At 63.3% G+C, this 16,399-nt stretch carries 16 protein-coding genes; 7 read left to right on the top strand and 9 right to left on the bottom strand.

All coding sequences use genetic code 11. From position 1 onward, the window contains the following. The first annotated feature begins 4 nt into the window (after positions 1-4). Both BMY03_RS06465 and BMY03_RS06460 read left to right on the top strand, forming a co-directional pair. Entirely contained in the window at positions 5-358 is a 354-nt protein-coding gene (locus tag BMY03_RS06465) for a DUF4398 domain-containing protein (protein WP_023631441.1), read from the top strand. Beyond that, the gene (locus tag BMY03_RS06460) at positions 355-1,164 is read left to right on the top strand and encodes an OmpA family protein (protein WP_046856439.1); all 810 of its coding nucleotides are present in this window, start codon (positions 355-357) and stop codon (positions 1,162-1,164) included. Before BMY03_RS06465 ends, BMY03_RS06460 begins: the two co-directional genes overlap by 4 nt. 450 nt (positions 1,165-1,614) lie before the next feature. On the opposite strand, the gene dacB is transcribed toward BMY03_RS06460, so the two are convergent. Further along, positions 1,615-3,078, bottom strand: a complete 1,464-nt coding sequence (gene dacB / locus BMY03_RS06450) for a D-alanyl-D-alanine carboxypeptidase/D-alanyl-D-alanine endopeptidase (RefSeq protein ID WP_094010570.1) — start codon at positions 3,076-3,078, stop codon at positions 1,615-1,617. 185 nt (positions 3,079-3,263) lie between these two features. Between dacB and BMY03_RS06445 the strand changes: the two genes are divergently transcribed. Next, positions 3,264-3,608: a YggL family protein gene (locus BMY03_RS06445; protein ID WP_094010569.1), complete on the top strand. Its 345-nt coding sequence runs from the start codon at positions 3,264-3,266 to the stop codon at positions 3,606-3,608. A gap of 30 nt (positions 3,609-3,638) precedes the next feature. Here BMY03_RS06445 and BMY03_RS06440 read toward each other — a convergent pair whose 3' ends face one another. From BMY03_RS06440 to BMY03_RS06415, 6 genes are all read right to left on the bottom strand, one after another. Continuing rightward, positions 3,639-7,271, bottom strand: a complete 3,633-nt coding sequence (locus BMY03_RS06440; RefSeq protein ID WP_094010568.1) for a transporter substrate-binding domain-containing protein — start codon at positions 7,269-7,271, stop codon at positions 3,639-3,641. Between the two features lies 1 nt (position 7,272). Continuing rightward, entirely contained in the window at positions 7,273-7,893 is a 621-nt protein-coding gene (locus tag BMY03_RS06435) for a response regulator transcription factor (RefSeq protein ID WP_031315749.1), read from the bottom strand. A 278-nt stretch (positions 7,894-8,171) separates the two neighbouring features. After that, positions 8,172-9,503: a deoxyguanosinetriphosphate triphosphohydrolase gene (locus BMY03_RS06430; RefSeq protein ID WP_031315750.1), complete on the bottom strand. Its 1,332-nt coding sequence runs from the start codon at positions 9,501-9,503 to the stop codon at positions 8,172-8,174. 78 nt (positions 9,504-9,581) lie between these two features. Then, positions 9,582-9,905 carry a hypothetical protein gene (locus tag BMY03_RS06425; RefSeq protein WP_094010567.1) on the bottom strand — a complete coding sequence of 108 codons (324 nt, stop codon included), beginning with the start codon at positions 9,903-9,905 and terminating at the stop codon, positions 9,582-9,584. Further along, on the bottom strand, positions 9,902-10,276 hold the full coding sequence (locus tag BMY03_RS06420; RefSeq protein ID WP_023631677.1) for a phage holin family protein: 375 nt from the start codon (positions 10,274-10,276) through the stop codon (positions 9,902-9,904). The genes BMY03_RS06425 and BMY03_RS06420 overlap by 4 nt, the downstream gene beginning before the upstream one ends. A gap of 9 nt (positions 10,277-10,285) precedes the next feature. Further along, entirely contained in the window at positions 10,286-10,597 is a 312-nt protein-coding gene (locus BMY03_RS06415; protein ID WP_023631678.1) for an ElaB/YgaM/YqjD family protein, read from the bottom strand. A 301-nt stretch (positions 10,598-10,898) separates the two neighbouring features. On the opposite strand from BMY03_RS06415, the gene BMY03_RS06410 reads away from it, so the two are divergent. From BMY03_RS06410 to BMY03_RS06395, 4 genes are all read left to right on the top strand, one after another. Beyond that, complete coding sequence (locus BMY03_RS06410; protein ID WP_038705732.1) at positions 10,899-12,107, top strand: ammonium transporter; 1,209 nt, start codon at positions 10,899-10,901, stop codon at positions 12,105-12,107. A gap of 73 nt (positions 12,108-12,180) precedes the next feature. Further along, positions 12,181-12,417 (top strand): glutaredoxin family protein, encoded by a 237-nt coding sequence (locus BMY03_RS06405; RefSeq protein ID WP_023630966.1) that lies wholly within the window; start codon positions 12,181-12,183, stop codon positions 12,415-12,417. Positions 12,418-12,488: 71 nt separating this feature from the next. Continuing rightward, entirely contained in the window at positions 12,489-12,797 is a 309-nt protein-coding gene (locus BMY03_RS06400; RefSeq protein WP_023630967.1) for a hypothetical protein, read from the top strand. Between the two features lie 50 nt (positions 12,798-12,847). Continuing rightward, positions 12,848-13,732: a pseudouridine synthase gene (locus tag BMY03_RS06395; protein ID WP_094010566.1), complete on the top strand. Its 885-nt coding sequence runs from the start codon at positions 12,848-12,850 to the stop codon at positions 13,730-13,732. Positions 13,733-13,845: 113 nt separating this feature from the next. Here BMY03_RS06395 and BMY03_RS06390 read toward each other — a convergent pair whose 3' ends face one another. Together BMY03_RS06390 and BMY03_RS06385 are read right to left on the bottom strand one after the other, a co-directional pair. Further along, positions 13,846-15,411: a methyl-accepting chemotaxis protein gene (locus tag BMY03_RS06390; RefSeq protein WP_023630969.1), complete on the bottom strand. Its 1,566-nt coding sequence runs from the start codon at positions 15,409-15,411 to the stop codon at positions 13,846-13,848. A gap of 200 nt (positions 15,412-15,611) precedes the next feature. After that, the gene (locus tag BMY03_RS06385; RefSeq protein WP_094010565.1) at positions 15,612-16,388 is read right to left on the bottom strand and encodes a CPBP family glutamic-type intramembrane protease; all 777 of its coding nucleotides are present in this window, start codon (positions 16,386-16,388) and stop codon (positions 15,612-15,614) included. Positions 16,389-16,399 lie beyond the last annotated feature (11 nt).

Genomic DNA, 16,399 nt, shown 5'->3' with positions numbered 1-16,399 from the left:
GTGTGTGAGAATCCAACCCTTGATGCTCGCCCTGGCCGTGCTTGGCCTGGCCGGCTGTGCCAATGATCCGGCACCCAATGAACAGCTGCGCTTGTCTGAGCAGGCGCTCGAGCAGGCCAGGGCGGTCGGTGCCACCGAGCAGGTGCCGGAGTTCAAGTTGGCCGAAGACAAACTGGCCCGCGCCAAGAGCAACATGCTCGGTGAAAGCTATCGCGACGCACGCATGCGCGCCGAGCAGGCCGAGCTCGATGCCCGCCTGGCTGAGGCGCGGGTGCTGAACCAGAAAAGCGAGGAGCAGTTGCAGGTGTTGCAATCGCGTATCAAGCGTCTGCGCAAGCAGCTGGAGGTGCAGCCATGAGCCGCTTCAAGCCCATGGCCGCGTTGGCCTTGCTGGCCCTGGTGGGGTTGCAGGGCTGCGCCAGCCAGCGCAGCGAGTCGGCGCTGGACGACGCGAGCGCCGCGTTCCAGAAGGTCAAGGACAATTCCGACGTGCTGCGCAGCGCGCCCCGTGATGTGATCCGGGCCGGCGAGTCGCTGGGGCGCGCGGAGCGCCTGGCCGGTTATGTCGGCACCGGCAGCGATGTACGCCATTACGCCTACCTCAGCCAACGTTACAGCGAGATCGCCAGTGAGCATGCCAAGCTGGCGCTGAATCAGGAGCGACTGACCAAGCTCGACCTGGAGCGCCAGCGCCTGCAGCTGGCCCTGCGCGAGGCCAAGCTGGCGAGCGTGCAGCAGCAAGGCAAGTTCGTCGAGGCGCAGATTGTCGCGCTGGCGTCCGAGCAGACTGACCGCGGCCTGGTGATGACCCTGGGTGACGTGCTGTTCGACACCGGCCAGGCCGACCTCAAGAACTCGGCCAGCCGCACTGTGCTCAAGCTGGTGCAGTTCCTTCAGCTCAATCCGCGTCGAGTGGTGCGGATCGAGGGCTATACCGACAGCACCGGCGCGGCGGAAGAGAACCTGAAGCTGTCCCGTGATCGTGCCCAGTCGGTCGCCGACATGCTGGTTGACCTGGGCGTGGATGAAAAGCGCATCCAGGTCGAGGGCTATGGTGACCAGTACCCGGTGGAAGCCAATGCCTCGGAGCGGGGCAGGGCGCAGAATCGTCGAGTGGAGATCGTCTTCTCCGACGACAAGGGCAAGCTCGCCCCCGCACGCTGAGCCCCGCCTACGAGATCACGGCAAGTCGCATCGGCGCACCGATGCGACAGCCAATCAATGATCAGCTGCCAGACAAGCATTTGTGCTTTTTCGTCTTGCTCTTGCTCTGCTTCTAAGCGCGCAATAGTTCAGGCGCCGCCAATTGCGACTTCAGGAGGCCGAACGCAGGGTTTGCGCAGGGAGGTGACGGGCATGGATGCCCGTCAAGCGCCGATCAGGCCATGGATGGCCCGTCGGCGCGTCCTCCCGGAGCGAGCCCGGAGTGAGGGGACCCCGAAGCGAAGCGTAGGGGCCGGATGAATGGAGCCAGCGGTTTTTGCCTTCTTTTGCCCGCGCAAAAGAAGGTCGCCGTAAAGGCGAAAAGGTGACTGTGCGTCGCCCTCGCCAATGCATGTGTTTACAGCCCTCAAAACCCACACCCTGAAAGCCTGAAAGCCCACCCCATTCAAATCAAGGCATCACCCCAACAGTCCCATTCCCCACCTTCGGCTGCCGATAAAGATCCAGCAACACCTGATCCAGCACCTGCGAAGCCCCCCAAGGCTTGGGATCATTGAGAATGGCCGCCACCGCCCAGGTGTGCCCGTTACTGTCACGGCTGAACCCGGCAATTGCCCGCACGGTATTCAGGGTCCCGGTCTTGATATGCCCTTCGCCCGTCATGGCGGTGCGCTTGAGCCGCTTGCGCATGGTGCCGTCCATGCCCACCAGCGGCATCGAACTGATGAACTCGGCCGCGTACGGGCTCTTCCAGGCCGCCTGCAGCAGCGCGGCCATCTCGCGGGTGCTGACCCGCTCGGCACGGGACAGGCCCGAGCCGTTCTCCATCACCAGGTGCGGCGCGGTGATGCCTTTCTTGGCCATCCACTGACGCACCACACGTTGAGCGGCGCGGGCGTCGTCGCCGTCAGCGTCGGTGCGGAACTGCGCGCCAAGGCTGAGGAACAACTGCTGGGCCATGGTGTTGTTGCTGTATTTGTTGATGTCGCGGATCACTTCCACGAGGTCTGGCGAGAAGGCCCGAGCCAGCAGGCGTGCGCTCTTGGGCACGTTCTCGATGCGGTCGCGGCCCTGGATGTTGCCGCCCAGCTCGTTCCAGATGGCCCGCACCGCACCGGCGGCATAGGTCGGGTGATCCAGCAGCGCCAGGTAGGTCTGCGAGTTGCAGCCATCGGCGAGCTGGCCACTGACCGTGACGCTGACACCATCGGGCTGCACCACCGGGTTGTAGCGCACTTCACCATTGCACTGCTTGCCCGCCACGGCCTTGACCTGGTTGTCGATACGGATGCTGGCGATCGGTGGTTCGACCGACACGTTGACCTTGCCACCGTCGTTACGGGCCACGAAACGCAGAGCCTTCAGGTTGACCAGCAGCGAGTCCGGCTTGACCAGAAACGGTTTGTTGTCGTCGCCGCCGTCATCGTTGAACTGCGGCAGGTTGGGTTGCACGAAGTGGCTGCGATCCAGGATCAGGTCGCCGGTCACGGTACGCACACCGTTGGCGCGCAGGTCGCGCATCAGCAACCAGAGCTTTTCCATGTTCAGCTTGGGGTCGCCACCGCCCTTGAGATACAGGTTGCCATTGAGCACGCCGTTGCTCAGTGTGCCGTCGGTGTAGAACTCGGTTTTCCATTGAAAGGTGGGGCCCAGCAGCTCTAGCGCGGCATAGGTGGTGACCAGCTTCATGGTCGAGGCCGGGTTGACCGAAACGTCGGCGTTGAAAACGGTTGCCGCGCCTGGTCCGTCCAGCGGCAGCATGACCAGCGACAGGGCCGAGTCCTGCAGCTTGTTGGTTTTGAGCGCCTGTTGCACCTTCGGTGACAGGTTGGTGTTTACGGTGGCGGCCTGGACTGACAGCGACAAGGGCAGCAACAGGCCGGCGAACAACAGTGGGCGGAGCGTCTTGATCATAAATGGACAAACCCTGCAGGCGAGGGGAAAAGACAATGGGGCTGTATGAAATGATGGCCCCAGGACGAATATAGTGCGCATTATGCCCCAAGCGTGCTCTGTATGGGCCTCGTTCGACGGAAAAGCGCCGTTGTGCGCCGGAAACTGTTAAAGTGCCGCGCGTAATTAATTGAGAGGATTGTTTCATGGCTACCAACCGTTCCCGTCGCCTGCGCAAGAAACTGTGCGTGGATGAATTCCAGGAGCTGGGTTTCGAACTGAACCTGGGCTTCAAGGAAGACCTGTCCGATGAAGCCATCGATGCCTTCCTCGATGCTTTCCTGGCTGATGCCATGGATGCCAACGGCCTGGACTATGTTGGCGGTGATGACTTCGGCCTGGTCTGCTCCGTCAAGCGTGGCTCGGTCAGCGAAGAGCAGCGCGCCGCTGTCGAAGCCTGGCTCAAGGGCCGTAGCGAGCTGACCAATATTGAAGTCAGCCCGCTGCTGGATGCCTGGTATCCGGAAAAGCCGATCAACCCGGCTTCCTGATTGATGTCGGCGGTACGTCCTGTACCGCACTCATCCCACCTTGGCCAGGTGCTGTAGCTGCCTGGCCAGGGCGTTCTCCACGCGGCGCATATGCCGCGCCAACACCTGACGACGCCTTCGCAGTTCGGCCAGGGGTACGTCCGTTACCTCCAGCGCTTGGCAAGCCTCGATCAGCGCCCGCGCATTCAGCATCCGTCCCGCGCTGAGGATCTTGTGTGCCTGCAGGGCCAGCTCGTTGCCGTTGTGCTGAGGATCTATGGTCATCAGGATCTTCAGGTCCTGACGCAGGCTCAGCAGCAGGGTTTCCAGGATGCGGTCGCGGTCGGCGAGGTTGTCGCCGACGATGGTCGAAAGGCCTTTGAGGTCAAAGCCTGTGGCCGGTCCATGGCGGTAGACGCACTGCCGGGCAAGCGGCGTGATGGCCCTCAGGCGTTGCCCCAGCACCTGCAGGCCGATGGGTTTGAGCAGGCAATCATCCATGCCGGCGTCGAGGCACTGCTGGCGTACCTCGGGCTGGGCGTTGGCGGTATAACCGAGAATGGTGCAGCGCGGTCGGTCATGCAGGCGCTCCTCCGTGCGTACGGTCCGGGCCAGTTCGTAGCCATTCATCTGTGGCATGTTGCAGTCCACGATCAGCACATCGAAACAGCCTTCACGCCATTTGCGCAGCCCTTCGCCGCCCTCTTCGGCGCTTTCCTGCTTCAGGCCCAGGTAGTTCAACTGCTGGGCCATCAGCAGCAGGTTTGCCGGGTGGTCGTCGATTACCAGAATGTTCAGTTGCTCGTCCGGTGGCAGGATTTGCGCCATGGGGCGCGGCAGGTCCGCGACCGGCTCGACACACTGCAGTGGCATCACCAGGCGCACGCGGGTGCCGACACCTTGCAGGCTTTGCAGGGTCAGTTCGCCCCCCATCATCGCGCACAGGTCGCGGCTGATCACCAGCCCCAGCCCGGTGCCGGCCCGGGCGCCGTCGCTGTAGGGGTTGGCCTGCACGAACGGGGAGAACAGGCGCTGCAGGTCCTGCTCGTGAATCCCGATACCGCTGTCGCGGACCTCCAGGTCAAGCACCGGCAACGTCGGTTCGCCGTCGGTGCGCAGCTTGACGGTGATGCGTACCTGCCCCTGCTCGGTGAACTTGATCGCATTGCTGACCAGGTTCGACAGGACCTGCTTGAAGCGCAGCGGGTCGAGCAGCGCATGGCAACGGGCCTCGCGGGCAATCACCACATCCAGCACCAGCCCCTTGTGTCTGGCCAGGCCGTCGAACACCCGCCCGACCGATTCGACCAGTGCCGCGAGGTCGACGGGTTCGGGCGCCAGGGACATCTGCCCGGATTCGATCCGGGCAATATCCAGGATGTCGCCGATCAAACCCAGCAGATCGTTGGCCGAATGGTGCGCGACTTCTAGCGCGGGGCGATCCAGCTTACCCTGCTCGGCGCGCTTGAGGGCCAGCTCCAGCATGCCGATGAGGGCATTCATCGGCGTACGGATCTCATGGCTGATGGTGGCCAGGAACGTGCTCTTGGCCCGGTTGGCGTCATCGGCCTGCTGCTTGGCCAGGCGCAGGTCCTGGACCAGGTTACGGCGCTCGCTGATGTCGATCCAACCGCCGATGATTCCTTGCATTTCGCCCAGCGAGTCGCGGTAGGGCAGGATCCAGTGATAGATCGTCAGGTCGCGGTCTTTCAGGTGCAACGGGCGATCGAGAATCAACGGGGTTCCCTGTGCCATTACCCGCTGGTAGTCGTCCTGCACCTGCTGGGTATAGTCACAATCGCCATAGGGGGCGTCTTCCAGGCGTTTGCCCAGCACCTGTTCGCGGCTGGCGCCGACCGCTTGCAGATAACTGTCGTTACAGCTTTGCAGGCGGCCCTCGCGATCACGCACATACATGGGGTGGGGGGTGCCGTTGAGCAGGGCGCCCATGAATTCCAGCTGGTCGTTCAACGCCCGTTCGGCCCGTTGACGCTGCTTGATTTGACGGCGCAGCCGGGCATTCCATATCAGCGCCAGGACCAGGAGTACGGCGATCACCCCGCCCACCTGCAGGATCACCCGGAGGTAGCTGCGCCAGTAGGCGTCGTCACGCAGGCCGTGGTCGCGCCAGCGGCTGTTGATCACCCCCAGTTCCTCCGGCGAGATGCTCAGCAACGCCTTGTCGAGGATCGAGCCCAGCTCGCTGGCGTCGGGGGCGGTGGCCATGGAAAAGGCAGCGGGTTCCGTGCCGACCGTGCTGCGGATGACCAGGTTGTTGCTGGTGGCGAGCATGTGGTTGGCGTCGATCAGGGTGGCGATTGCCGCGTCCACCGCGCCGCTGCCCAGCAGCACCATGGAATAATAGGTGCTTTCGGTGGCAACCTGGCGGATCCGCGGGTGGCGAGCGGCAAGCAGGGCGGCCACGGTGCTGTCGCGGGGAACGGCGACCCGCTTGCCTTTGAGCTGCTTGAGGCTGTTGGGTTGGTCGGCGCCGCTAGGGGTCACCAGCACATAGGCGCTCTCCAGATAGGGGCGGCTGACCTGCAAAGGGTTGCCCCGGCGTGCCTCGGTGGACAAGCTGGCAATGATATCGGCACGCCCGGATTCGAGCTGGTCGATCATGTCGCCGTCGCCACTGGCGCGGCGGATCTCGAAGCGAAGCCCGGTGCGCAGGCGAATGAGCTCGAGCAGGTCGGCGACTATCCCGCGCAGGCGATCATTGCTGTCGAAGAACGTCAATGGCGCCGCGGTGTCGTTGACCACCACGCGCATGATCGGGTGTTGGCTCAGCCACAGCTCTTCGCGTGTCGACAACTGCAGCTTGCGGTCGGTCAGCAAACTGCCGCTGCTGGCGCTCCAGCGTTTGAAGATATCGTTGCGGGTAATGCTGGACTGCGCGTCAAGCGCGGCATCCACCAGGGCCTTGAGGACAGGCTCGCCCTCGCGCATGGCAAAGCTGAAGCCTACGGCTTCGTGCTTGCCGAAGTTGGCCATGCGCACATGCGGCAGGTGGCCCTGGCTGATCAGGTAGTGAGTCGAGATGGTGTCGCCAATGAACACGTCGGCCTGTTCGAAGGCCACGGCGTTCAGGGCCTGGGTGGATGACTCGAAGGTCAGGAGCTCGGCCTTGGGGTAATTGGCGTGGATTTCCCCTGGCGGCAGGTAGTGATACAGCATGCTCAGACGCATGCCCGCCAGGCCGGTGTCTAGCGCACGGCTCTCGTCCTCGCGGGTCACCAGCACGGGTTGGTCAATGGCATAGGGGCGCGACAGCGCCAAGCCCTGGGTAACGGCTTCGTAACCGTTGGCGCTGCCCAGCAGATCGATATGGCCGCTCTTTAGCGCCGCCACGGCCGCCGGGCGGCTGGGGAAACGCTGCACGCGTACAGGCAGGCCAAGGGCGCTGCCGATCAAGCCGGCGTAGTCGGCGGTCAGCCCTTGGTATTCGCGTCCACCCGTGGCGATATCAAAGGGTGGATAATCAGGCGCCGAGGTGCCCAGCACCAGCTCCTTGCGCTGTGCGAGCCAGTCGCGCTGGGCCGCTGTCAAGGGCGGCCGGACCGACGTCGGCGCCGAGCGGCTGAGCAAGGTGTAGGTGCGGCCCAGGTCGACGGTCACGCCGCCACCCTGCAGCGGTGTGCCCAGGCAGAGCAACAAGATAGCGATGTACCTCCACGTCATCATTTCAAACCAGTGCGTTGCGCTTGGCGACATCGATCAACTCTACCAATGTGCTGGCGCGCAATTTGTGCATGAGGCGTTTTTTGTAGGTGCTGACGGTCTTGTTGCTGAGGAACATGCCCTTGGCAATTTCCTTGTTGCTGCGGCCCTGGGCAAAAAGTTGCAGGACCATCAACTCCCGGTCGTTGACCTGGCGGAACAGTTCCAGTTCCTGGTTGCTGCCTGTTGGCGGTGGATTGAGTGCCTGGCTGGGAAAGTAGTTGTAGCCGGACAGCACGGCCTTGATGGCGCTGAGCAACTCGCTGAGATCTTCCTGTTTGCACACATACCCGGCCGCGCCGGAATGCATGCAGCGCACCGCGAACAGTGCCGGGGATTGCGCCGTCAGCACCAGAACCTTCAACGGAATGGCCATGGCCTGCAGGCGCGACAGCATTTCCAGGCCATCGAGCTTGGGGATGCTGATGTCCAGTATGACCAGGTCTGGTGGGGTCTCACGGATAAGCTGCATGGCGTCAACGCCATTGTCCGATTCACCGACCACCCGGTATCCCTGGTTCTCCAGCAACATCCGTATCGCCAAGCGTATAACGGGATGGTCATCAACAATAAAGACTGAGTGCATATTCAACATTCCAGCTGCAGGTGAAGGCAGCCGGCACATTAGCTCAGTTGCATGGCGGCGGGCAGGGAGGTAAGTGCCAAATGCGGGATATAGGAATTAACTTACAGCGCCCGTGAAACTTTGCTACGACAGTTGTAGATATTGGCGGGCTTTTATCAGGAGTTGATAACTTTCGCCCGGGGTGGGGGTGGGTAAGTTTATTTATAAAAAAATGGTTTAGGAAATTTCATACAAATTAAACGTGGGGCGGCAAACATTCGTCTGCCGCCTCGTCTAGGTTACTTCGGGCTGGAGCGCCCGGTCATTTCCTGGGCCATTTCACTGGCGTAGCTATCGGTCATGCCGGCGATGAAGTCGATCATGCGCAGGAACGCGTCATGCAGCGAACCTTGAGGGTCGGGGGCATTGTTGCCGATCAGGTCCAGCACCCGCCGGCTCTTGAACGACGGCGTGCGCCCACCGTGCTGCTCCAGAGCCGCGCCACAGAACGTGTTGAGCAGGATCTCCAAGGTCGTGTAGGCGCCGATCTCGTGCAGCGTCTTGCGCTTGTCCTGGAAGATCTTCTTGCGTGCCATGTCCTTGGCCTGGAGCACGCAGCGTTGCGCGGGGCCGTGCATGTGTTCTACCAGGTCACCGGCCAGCCGCCCGGCAAGCAGAGCTTTCTGTTGTTCGACGAAAGCCTGGGCGGCGGCATTGGTCAGGTGCTCGATGGCCTTGCCGCGCAGGATCGCCAGTTTGCGCCGACGTGACTCGCCCGGGCCCAGCAGGCGATAGGTTTCCGGCAGGTCGTCACCCACCAGGTCCAGCAGCAGCGCTTCGACCTCGGCGTACTGCAGCAGCTCCATTTCCAGCCCGTCCTCGAGGTCGATCAAGGCATAGCAGATGTCGTCCGCGGCCTCCATCAGGTACACCAAGGGATGGCGCGCCCAGCGTTGGTGTTCGAGCTGAGGCAGACCGAGCTTGCCGGCGATCTGCTCGAGCAGCCCCAGTTCGCTCTGGTAGCAGCCGAACTTGTGTTTCTTGTAGCCCAGTGCGTCGGCGTGGCGCGCAGTCCAAGGGTACTTGAGGTAGGCGCCCAGGGTCGCATAGGTCAGGCGCATGCCGCCGTCGAATTGGTGGTATTCGAGCTGTGTGAGGACGCGAAACCCCTGGGCGTTGCCTTCGAAATTGAGAAAGTCGCCGCGCTGCTCGTCGCTCATGTCGTCCAGCCAGCCCCGCCCCGCGGCCTGCTGGAACCAGTGACGAATGGCATCCTCCCCCGAATGACCGAATGGCGGGTTGCCGATGTCGTGGGCCAGGCACGCCGACTGCACGATCATCCCCAGGTCGCTGGGCTCGCACCAGTCTGGCAGTTGGCCCCGCAGGGTTTCGCCGACACGCATGCCGAGCGAGCGGCCGACGCAACTGACTTCCAGGGAATGGGTGAGGCGGGTGTGGATGTGGTCATTGCTGGACACCGGGTGCACCTGGGTCTTGCGCCCCAGGCGGCGAAAGGCGCCGGAGAAGATGATGCGGTCGTGATCCTTGTGGAAAGGACTGCGTCCGAGCTCCTCGGGGCTGTAGAGGGCCTTGCCCAGTCGTTCGCGGGTCAGCAGGGTTTGCCAGTCCAAGGCGTGGTCTCCCATCGTAGAGTCGGGATAGCTTCCTGTGTCCGGCGCGCCCGCGCAAGGGCTGGGCGCGCTCGGGCTTCAGCCGCGGCGGCTGAGCATCAGGCGAATCAAGGGTGCCAGGCTGGCACCCAGGCGTACCAGGCGCGTCAGGTTGCCGCTGCGCACGCCCTTGCCGGTCAGAAAGCCCAGGGCAACCACGGCGCCAATGCCCCACAGCGAGCCATGCTTGACTCCCAGGCCGTCACCGAACGAGCCACCCATGCCACGCAGGCGTCGCACTGGTTCAAGCAACTGCCCGGATTCTTGACGGATTTGCTGGCGATGCATTTCCATGCGCAGGCGCAACAGCGCCTTGCGCAGTTCCCGCGGGTTACGAGTGTTGGGGAGTTCTGGCAGGCTCATGGCAGCAGGCGCTCCCGATCCTTGGCCAACTCCTCGAGGGTGGCGTTGAAGGGCGAGGACTCGTCGAACACCGCAGCTTTCAAGCGCAGGCCGCAGTACAGCGCGGCGATCCCGTAGAAGGCGCACAGGCCGATGATGCCTGCCAGGCGATAGCTGTCCCACAGCAGCACCAGCACCAGGCCCGACAGGGCGGTAAGCAGCAGCAGGGCGAACACCAGCGCCAGGCCGGCGAACAACAGCAGACTCAAGGTACGGGCCTTCTGCTCCTGCAACTCGATTCCGAACAGCTCGATATGGCTGTGCAGCAAGCCCAGCACGGCCGCGCCCAGGCGCCTGCCGGAGGCGCCCGTGCCGATGGCTTCGTTGTCCATGAAGGTTCCTCAGCGCTTGGCCAGCAGACCGATCAGCAGGCCGACGCCGGCGGCGATGCCGATAGCCTGCCACGGGTTCTCCTGCACGTACTGCTCGGCGCTGCCCAGGGCCGCCTGGCCACGGGCGCGCACCGAGTCCTGGGTCAGTTGCAGGGTTTCGCGAGCCTGGACCAGGCGATCGTGGATCTGCTCGCGCAGTTCATCGGCCTGGTCGCCGGCCAGGTTGGCCGTGTCGGCCAGCAGTTTTTCGGTGTCGCGGACCAGGGCCTGGAAGTCAGCCATCAGTATGTCTTGTGCAGTCTTTGCCGATTTGCTGGCCATGAGTGGGCCTCTCCCTGTGGATGTGTGTGGCTATTTCGAGTGATCGATGACGCGGAAGGTTCAGCGGGATGTGTTGGTACAGCGCTTGCTAAAAAGCGGTGCGTGTCTGCCTTAGGCTGCGCCGAAATCATGCGCCCATGAGACGGACACCGTTAAACCTTAACCCAATCCACGACAAACCCAAGAAAAAACCACGCAGGCAGCTGCCAACTCACCGAAACAGGGCAGGGGCCTGGCACCGATGCGGTGCATGGATGCCGGTTCTTGAACTGTCCTGGTGCTTTTTGCAGGTCTGCCCTACATGGAAAATACCCATAGCGCGATGGACTCACTGGTCCACGGCTCCAACACCTTGTTCATCCTCATGGGCGCGATCCTGGTCCTGGCAATGCACGCGGGGTTCGCCTTTCTCGAGGTCGGCACGGTGCGGCACAAGAATCAGGTAAACGCACTGTCGAAGATCCTCAGCGATTTCGCGATATCCGCGCTGGTGTACTTTTTCATCGGCTACTGGATTGCCTATGGGGTGAGCTTTCTGCAGCCTGCCGCGGCTCTCGCCGATGACCATGGCTACGCCCTGGTCAAATGCTTTTTCCTGCTGACCTTCGCCGCGGCCATCCCGGCCATCATTTCCGGTGGTATCGCCGAGCGGGCGCGCTTTGCGCCACAACTGTGCGCGACGGCGTTGATCGTGGCGTTCATTTATCCGTTTTTCGAAGGCATCGTTTGGAACGGCAACTTCGGCCTGCAGGCCTGGCTGCATATGCGCTTCGGGGCACCCTTCCACGACTTCGCCGGCTCCGTGGTGGTGCACGCCATGGGGGGCTGGCTGGCGCTGGCCGCGGTGCTGCTGCTGGGCGCGCGCCGCGGCCGTTACCGAGACGGCCGGCTGGTGGCGTTCGCTCCCTCCAGCATACCGTTCCTGGCGCTGGGGTCGTGGATCCTGATCATCGGCTGGTTCGGCTTCAACGTCATGAGCGCCCAGACCCTGCAAGGGGTGAGCGGGTTGGTGGCGATCAACTCGCTGATGGCCATGGTCGGTGGCACCCTGTCGGCCTTGCTGGCCGGGCGCAACGACCCGGGGTTCCTGCACAACGGCCCGTTGGCCGGCCTGGTGGCGGTGTGCGCAGGTTCCGACCTGATGCATCCTCTGGGGGCGCTGGTGACCGGCCTTGTGGCCGGCGGGTTGTTCGTCTGGTGCTTCACTGCCGCGCAGAATCGCTGGAAGATCGACGACGTGCTGGGGGTATGGCCGCTGCACGGGCTGTGTGGCGTTTGGGGTGGCATCGCCTGCGGCGTGTTCGGGCAGGTGGCCCTGGGTGGGCTGGGTGGTGTCAGCCTGGTCAGCCAGCTGCTGGGCAGTCTGGCGGGGGTACTGGTCGCCCTGGCCGGTGGCTTCGCCGTGTACGGGTTGATCAAGGCGTTGCATGGCCTGCGTCTGAGCCATGAGCAGGAGTTCCAGGGCGCCGACTTGTCTGTGCATCGAATCGGCGCCACCAGCCAGGATTGAGGCACGTCAGGTGCACGCAGGCGCAGGCGGACCTAGAATGAGCATCCCTTCCTGCGATTTTGCGGATAGACGCATGCTGCCTGAAACCCAATTGTTCGGCACCCTCGGGTGCCATCTGTGCGAAGTGGCCGAAGCCATGCTGATGCCATTCGTCGAGCACGGCTTGTTGGTCGAGCTGGTCGATATCGCCGAGGACGAGGTGCTGTTCGAACGCTACGGCCTGGTCATCCCGGTACTGCGCCGCTGTGACACCGGCGCCGAGCTGGGCTGGCCGTTCGATGCCGAGCAGGTGGTGGCCTTCCTTGGTTGAGCGGCGGCGCATTGACGGCGCGGTGGCTGGCTACGTATGCTGTATATAAATACAGTATCCAAGGTGAAGCCATGCTCAATGTCGAGCAACTCAAGTACAGCATCAACCACATGGCCCCCGAGCGTGTGTGCGAGGCGGTGCTGGAACTGCGCCTCGATGGCATCGTCACCGACGAGCGCACACCGTTCGGCAAGGTCCATTTCAATACCTGTTTCGCCGAGATCGAGGCGCTGTTCCAGCGCGCCGGTTTTCACCGCCCGCTGGATGTGGTGGGCTACCAGGGAATGAGCTACGCCCTCTACGATCCGGGGCGCTGGGACGCGGTTCAGGTGCTGCGCTGGCTAAAGGCGCGTTGCGAGCCGGCGTGCGAGGCTGGTTGAGGTACGCCGGGTAGGGGATAATGCCTGCCCCTGCTTGACCGAGCCTGATGATGACCACGCCTTTTGACCCCGCCCGCCAGCAAGCCAGTACCGTATGCCTGCCTCCGGGGCCCTGGGCCAACGTGCTCGACTGCCTGTGCGATCATTTCAAGGGCATCGCGCGTGAGCAGTGGCTCGATCGCTTCGCCCGAGGGCGGGTATTGAATGCCGAGGGCCAGCCCATTGCAGCGGACACCCGCTATCGTAGGGGGATGCGCCTCCACTATTTTCGTGAAGTACCCAATGAAAAGGTGATCCCGGTGCAGGAAGAAATCCTGCATGTGGATGAGCACCTGGTGGTGGCAGACAAGCCGCATTTCCTGCCTGTGACGCCTACCGGCGAGTACGTCGAGCAGACCCTGCTGCGTCGGCTGATCCGGCGCCTGGACAACCCGCACCTGGTGCCGCTGCATCGCATCGACCGGCACACTGCCGGGCTGGTGCTGTTCTCTGCCAATCCGCAGAGCCGTGGCGCCTATCAGCGTCTGTTCCCCGAGCGGCGTATCGACAAGCATTACCAGGCCATTGCCGCGGCCATGCCGCAGCATGATTACCCGTTGGTGCATCGCAGCCGTCTGGTGCATGGCGAGCCGTTCTTCCGCATGCATGAGGTGGAAGGAGTCGACAACAGCGAAACCCATGCCTGTGTGCTGGAGAAAAATGGCGATCTGTGGCGCTATGGCCTGTCACCGGTCACCGGCAAGACCCACCAGTTACGCGTTCATATGGCGGCGCTGGGCGCGGGGATCTGCAACGATCCGTTCTATCCGCAACTGGTCAACGAGCAGGATGATTACGCACGACCACTCAAGCTGCTGGCCCAAAGCCTGCGTTTCGAGGATCCGTTGACGGGTGAGGTGCGTTACTTCGAGAGCCGGCTGAAGCTCGACTGGTAAAAACATCGCCGGCAAGTCGGCTACCACAGAGATGGCGCTTGGCCTGAGGGCTTCGCGGTCAGTGTGGGAGCCGGCTTGCCGGCGATGCGCCGCTTAAGCGGCGCCTTTTGCCATCAGCGGTTGAAGCGCTCCACCAGCGAGTACTGGGTACCCGCCGTGCTGGTCAGCTCTTCGCTGAGCAGCGCCGAGCGCTGGGCCTGGCCGGCGGTCTGGTCGGCGAGGTCGGCGATGGTGCTGATGTTGCGGCTGATCTCCTCGGCCACCGCGCTCTGCTCTTCGGTGGCCGCGGCGATCTGGGTCGCCATGTCGGTGATGTTGGCCACGGCCTCACTGATGCCCACCAATGCCTCGTCGGCCTGCATGACCCGCTCGACACCTTCCTGGGCCTGGCGATGGCCGGTCTCCATGGTCTGCACCGCGTTGTTGGCAGTCTGTTGCAGCTTGGCGATCAGTGTGTGGATCTGCCCGGTGGATTCAGCGGTGCGCTGGGCCAGCTGGCGGACCTCATCGGCCACCACGGCGAAGCCGCGGCCCATCTCACCGGCACGCGCCGCTTCGATGGCGGCGTTGAGCGCCAGCAGGTTGGTCTGGTCGGCGATGCCCTTGATCACATCGACCACGCCGCCAATCTCGTCGCTGTCCTTGGCCAGTTGAGTGACGGTCAGCCCGGTTTCGCCCACGGCAGCCGACAGCCGCTCGATGGCATCACGGGTTTCGCCGGCGATATTGCGGCCCTGGCTAGTCAGGCGATTGGCCTCCTGCGTCGCGTCTGCGGTGCGCTGGACATGGTTGGCCACTTCCTGGGTGGTGGCTGCCATCTGGTTGACGGCGGCAGCCACCTGCTCGGTCTCCACGCGCTGACGCTCCAGGCCCGTGGAGCTCTGGTGGGCGAGGGTGTCGGACTGGCGGGCCTGGTCGCTGAGCTGCTCGGCGCTGTCCTGCAGCCGGGTCAGGCAGGTCTTCATGCGTGCGTCCTGGCTGAGCATGGCCATTTCCAGGCGTGCCTGGACGCCGCGGCTGTCGGTATACATCTGCGCGATCAGGGGGTCGGAAGTGGTCTGCTCGGCCAGGCGCAGCAAGCGCTTGAGGCCCCGTTGCTGCCAGCTCAACCCAAGCAGGCCGAGCGGCACCGACAAGCCGGCGGCCAGGGCAAAGCCCCAGGAGTGGCCAAGCCAGTTGCCGATCAGGAAACCGATCTGGCTGACCAGGATGAACGGCAGCCAGTCCTGCAGCACCGGCAGCCATTTGTCCCGTTTCGGGATGGCCGACTTGCCCTGGTTGATGCGCTGGTACAGCGCCTCGGCGCGGCGGATCTGCTCGGCCGTGGGCTTGACCCGCACCGACTCGTAGCCGACCACCTGGTTGCTGTCGAAGATTGGCGTGACGTAGGCATTGACCCAATAGTGGTCGCCCGACTTGCAGCGGTTCTTGACGATGCCCATCCACGGCAGGCCCTGCTTGAGGGTCTGCCACATATGGGCGAACACGGCGGCCGGGACGTCGGGGTGGCGCACCAGATTATGCGGTGCGCCCATCAGTTCTTCGCGGGAAAACCCGCTGATCTCGATGAAGGCATCGTTGCAGTAAGTGATCACGCCTTTGGCGTTGGTGGTGGAGATCAACCGCTGCTGGGCAGGGAAAGTCCGTTCTCTCTGGGTAATCGGCTGGTTGTTACGCATTGGCTGTTCAATCCGCAAGGCTTTCGACGGGTATCGGCAAGCCTCTGGTTTTATTGAATGAATATTTGACTGCCTTGATCTACGGCAAGGAGCCATCGGTGTGGTTGAGCTATCGCAACCATCCTGATCGCAGCCATTGCCTTCAATATTGCAGTTTTCTTTATAAATTATGACGAATAAGTCTGATCATGACCGATTGTTCAGCTCGGGGCCAGCATCGGGTAGCTGAACAGGGCGAAGTGCGCCAGGTTGACGCAGGCATGGCACGCGACTGCCGCGGCCAACCCTCCATGGCGATAGGCCAGACCATATCCCACCCCGGCCAGGGTGGCCAGATAGAACCACTGCCAGCCGCCAGCCAGGTGCGCGAGGCCGAACAACAGCGCGGCGAGCAGCAGGGCCAACCCCTCATGCTTGAACAGACGTTGCAGGCCGCCCTGGATATAGCCACGGAACAGCAGTTCCTCGGTCAGGCTCACCAGCAGCAGGTTGTTGGCCAGCCACAGCCAGGCCTGGTCAGGCCACTTCGGTGCCCAGGCCACCAGGCCCAGGGTCCAGGCGCCACCCAGGCAGGCGAACAGGGTAAGGGGCAGGATCAGCGCCAGGCTCATGGCCAGGCCGCGAGCGCGCAGCATTACCAGCCAAGGGCAGGCCAGCAGCAGCCATAGGCCGATCAGCGGTTTGTCGAGGTTCAGGTACATGGAGAAGGTCACCGCGCCTTCGCTGAGGACGGCCTTGTCGATGACGCGGGCGCCATGGAAGCCGGGCAGCCAGTGCAGCGCCAAGGCGATGGCGAGAACGACGAAGAGCAGGTGGCCGAGGGTCTGTTGCCAGCGGACCTGGCGGCGCGCCAGCAGGCCGCTGCAGAACAGGGCGAGCAAGGCGGGCAGGGCGATCAGGCCGATACTGCCGTGGGTCAGTGCGAGGGTGTAGCCGAGGCCGAGCAGGAGCAGGGCGATCCAGTGGAGACGGGGCATTGGGTTTCCTT

The organism is Pseudomonas soli (assembly GCF_900110655.1).
Classification (GTDB): domain Bacteria; phylum Pseudomonadota; class Gammaproteobacteria; order Pseudomonadales; family Pseudomonadaceae; genus Aquipseudomonas; species Aquipseudomonas soli.
The sequence above is the reverse complement of the archived record's forward strand: the minus strand, read 5'-3'. Positions and strand labels throughout refer to the sequence as shown.

What these genes read in the sequence shown, in the direction of transcription:
- BMY03_RS06415 (WP_023631678.1), bottom strand. Translation starts at nt 10,597, where the DNA reads ATGGCCAGCAAATCGGCAAAGACTGCACAAGACATACTGATGGCTGAC.
- BMY03_RS06435 (WP_031315749.1), bottom strand. Translation starts at nt 7,893, where the DNA reads ATGCACTCAGTCTTTATTGTTGATGACCATCCCGTTATACGCTTGGCG.
- BMY03_RS06425 (WP_094010567.1), bottom strand. Translation starts at nt 9,905, where the DNA reads ATGAGCCTGCCAGAACTCCCCAACACTCGTAACCCGCGGGAACTGCGC.
- BMY03_RS06440 (WP_094010568.1), bottom strand. Translation starts at nt 7,271, where the DNA reads ATGATGACGTGGAGGTACATCGCTATCTTGTTGCTCTGCCTGGGCACA.
- BMY03_RS06420 (WP_023631677.1), bottom strand. Translation starts at nt 10,276, where the DNA reads ATGGACAACGAAGCCATCGGCACGGGCGCCTCCGGCAGGCGCCTGGGC.
- BMY03_RS06395 (WP_094010566.1), top strand. Translation starts at nt 12,848, where the DNA reads ATGACCACGCCTTTTGACCCCGCCCGCCAGCAAGCCAGTACCGTATGC.
- BMY03_RS06385 (WP_094010565.1), bottom strand. Translation starts at nt 16,388, where the DNA reads ATGCCCCGTCTCCACTGGATCGCCCTGCTCCTGCTCGGCCTCGGCTAC.
- BMY03_RS06400 (WP_023630967.1), top strand. Translation starts at nt 12,489, where the DNA reads ATGCTCAATGTCGAGCAACTCAAGTACAGCATCAACCACATGGCCCCC.
- BMY03_RS06390 (WP_023630969.1), bottom strand. Translation starts at nt 15,411, where the DNA reads ATGCGTAACAACCAGCCGATTACCCAGAGAGAACGGACTTTCCCTGCC.
- BMY03_RS06405 (WP_023630966.1), top strand. Translation starts at nt 12,181, where the DNA reads ATGCTGCCTGAAACCCAATTGTTCGGCACCCTCGGGTGCCATCTGTGC.
- BMY03_RS06445 (WP_094010569.1), top strand. Translation starts at nt 3,264, where the DNA reads ATGGCTACCAACCGTTCCCGTCGCCTGCGCAAGAAACTGTGCGTGGAT.
- dacB (WP_094010570.1), bottom strand. Translation starts at nt 3,078, where the DNA reads ATGATCAAGACGCTCCGCCCACTGTTGTTCGCCGGCCTGTTGCTGCCC.
- BMY03_RS06410 (WP_038705732.1), top strand. Translation starts at nt 10,899, where the DNA reads ATGGAAAATACCCATAGCGCGATGGACTCACTGGTCCACGGCTCCAAC.
- BMY03_RS06460 (WP_046856439.1), top strand. Translation starts at nt 355, where the DNA reads ATGAGCCGCTTCAAGCCCATGGCCGCGTTGGCCTTGCTGGCCCTGGTG.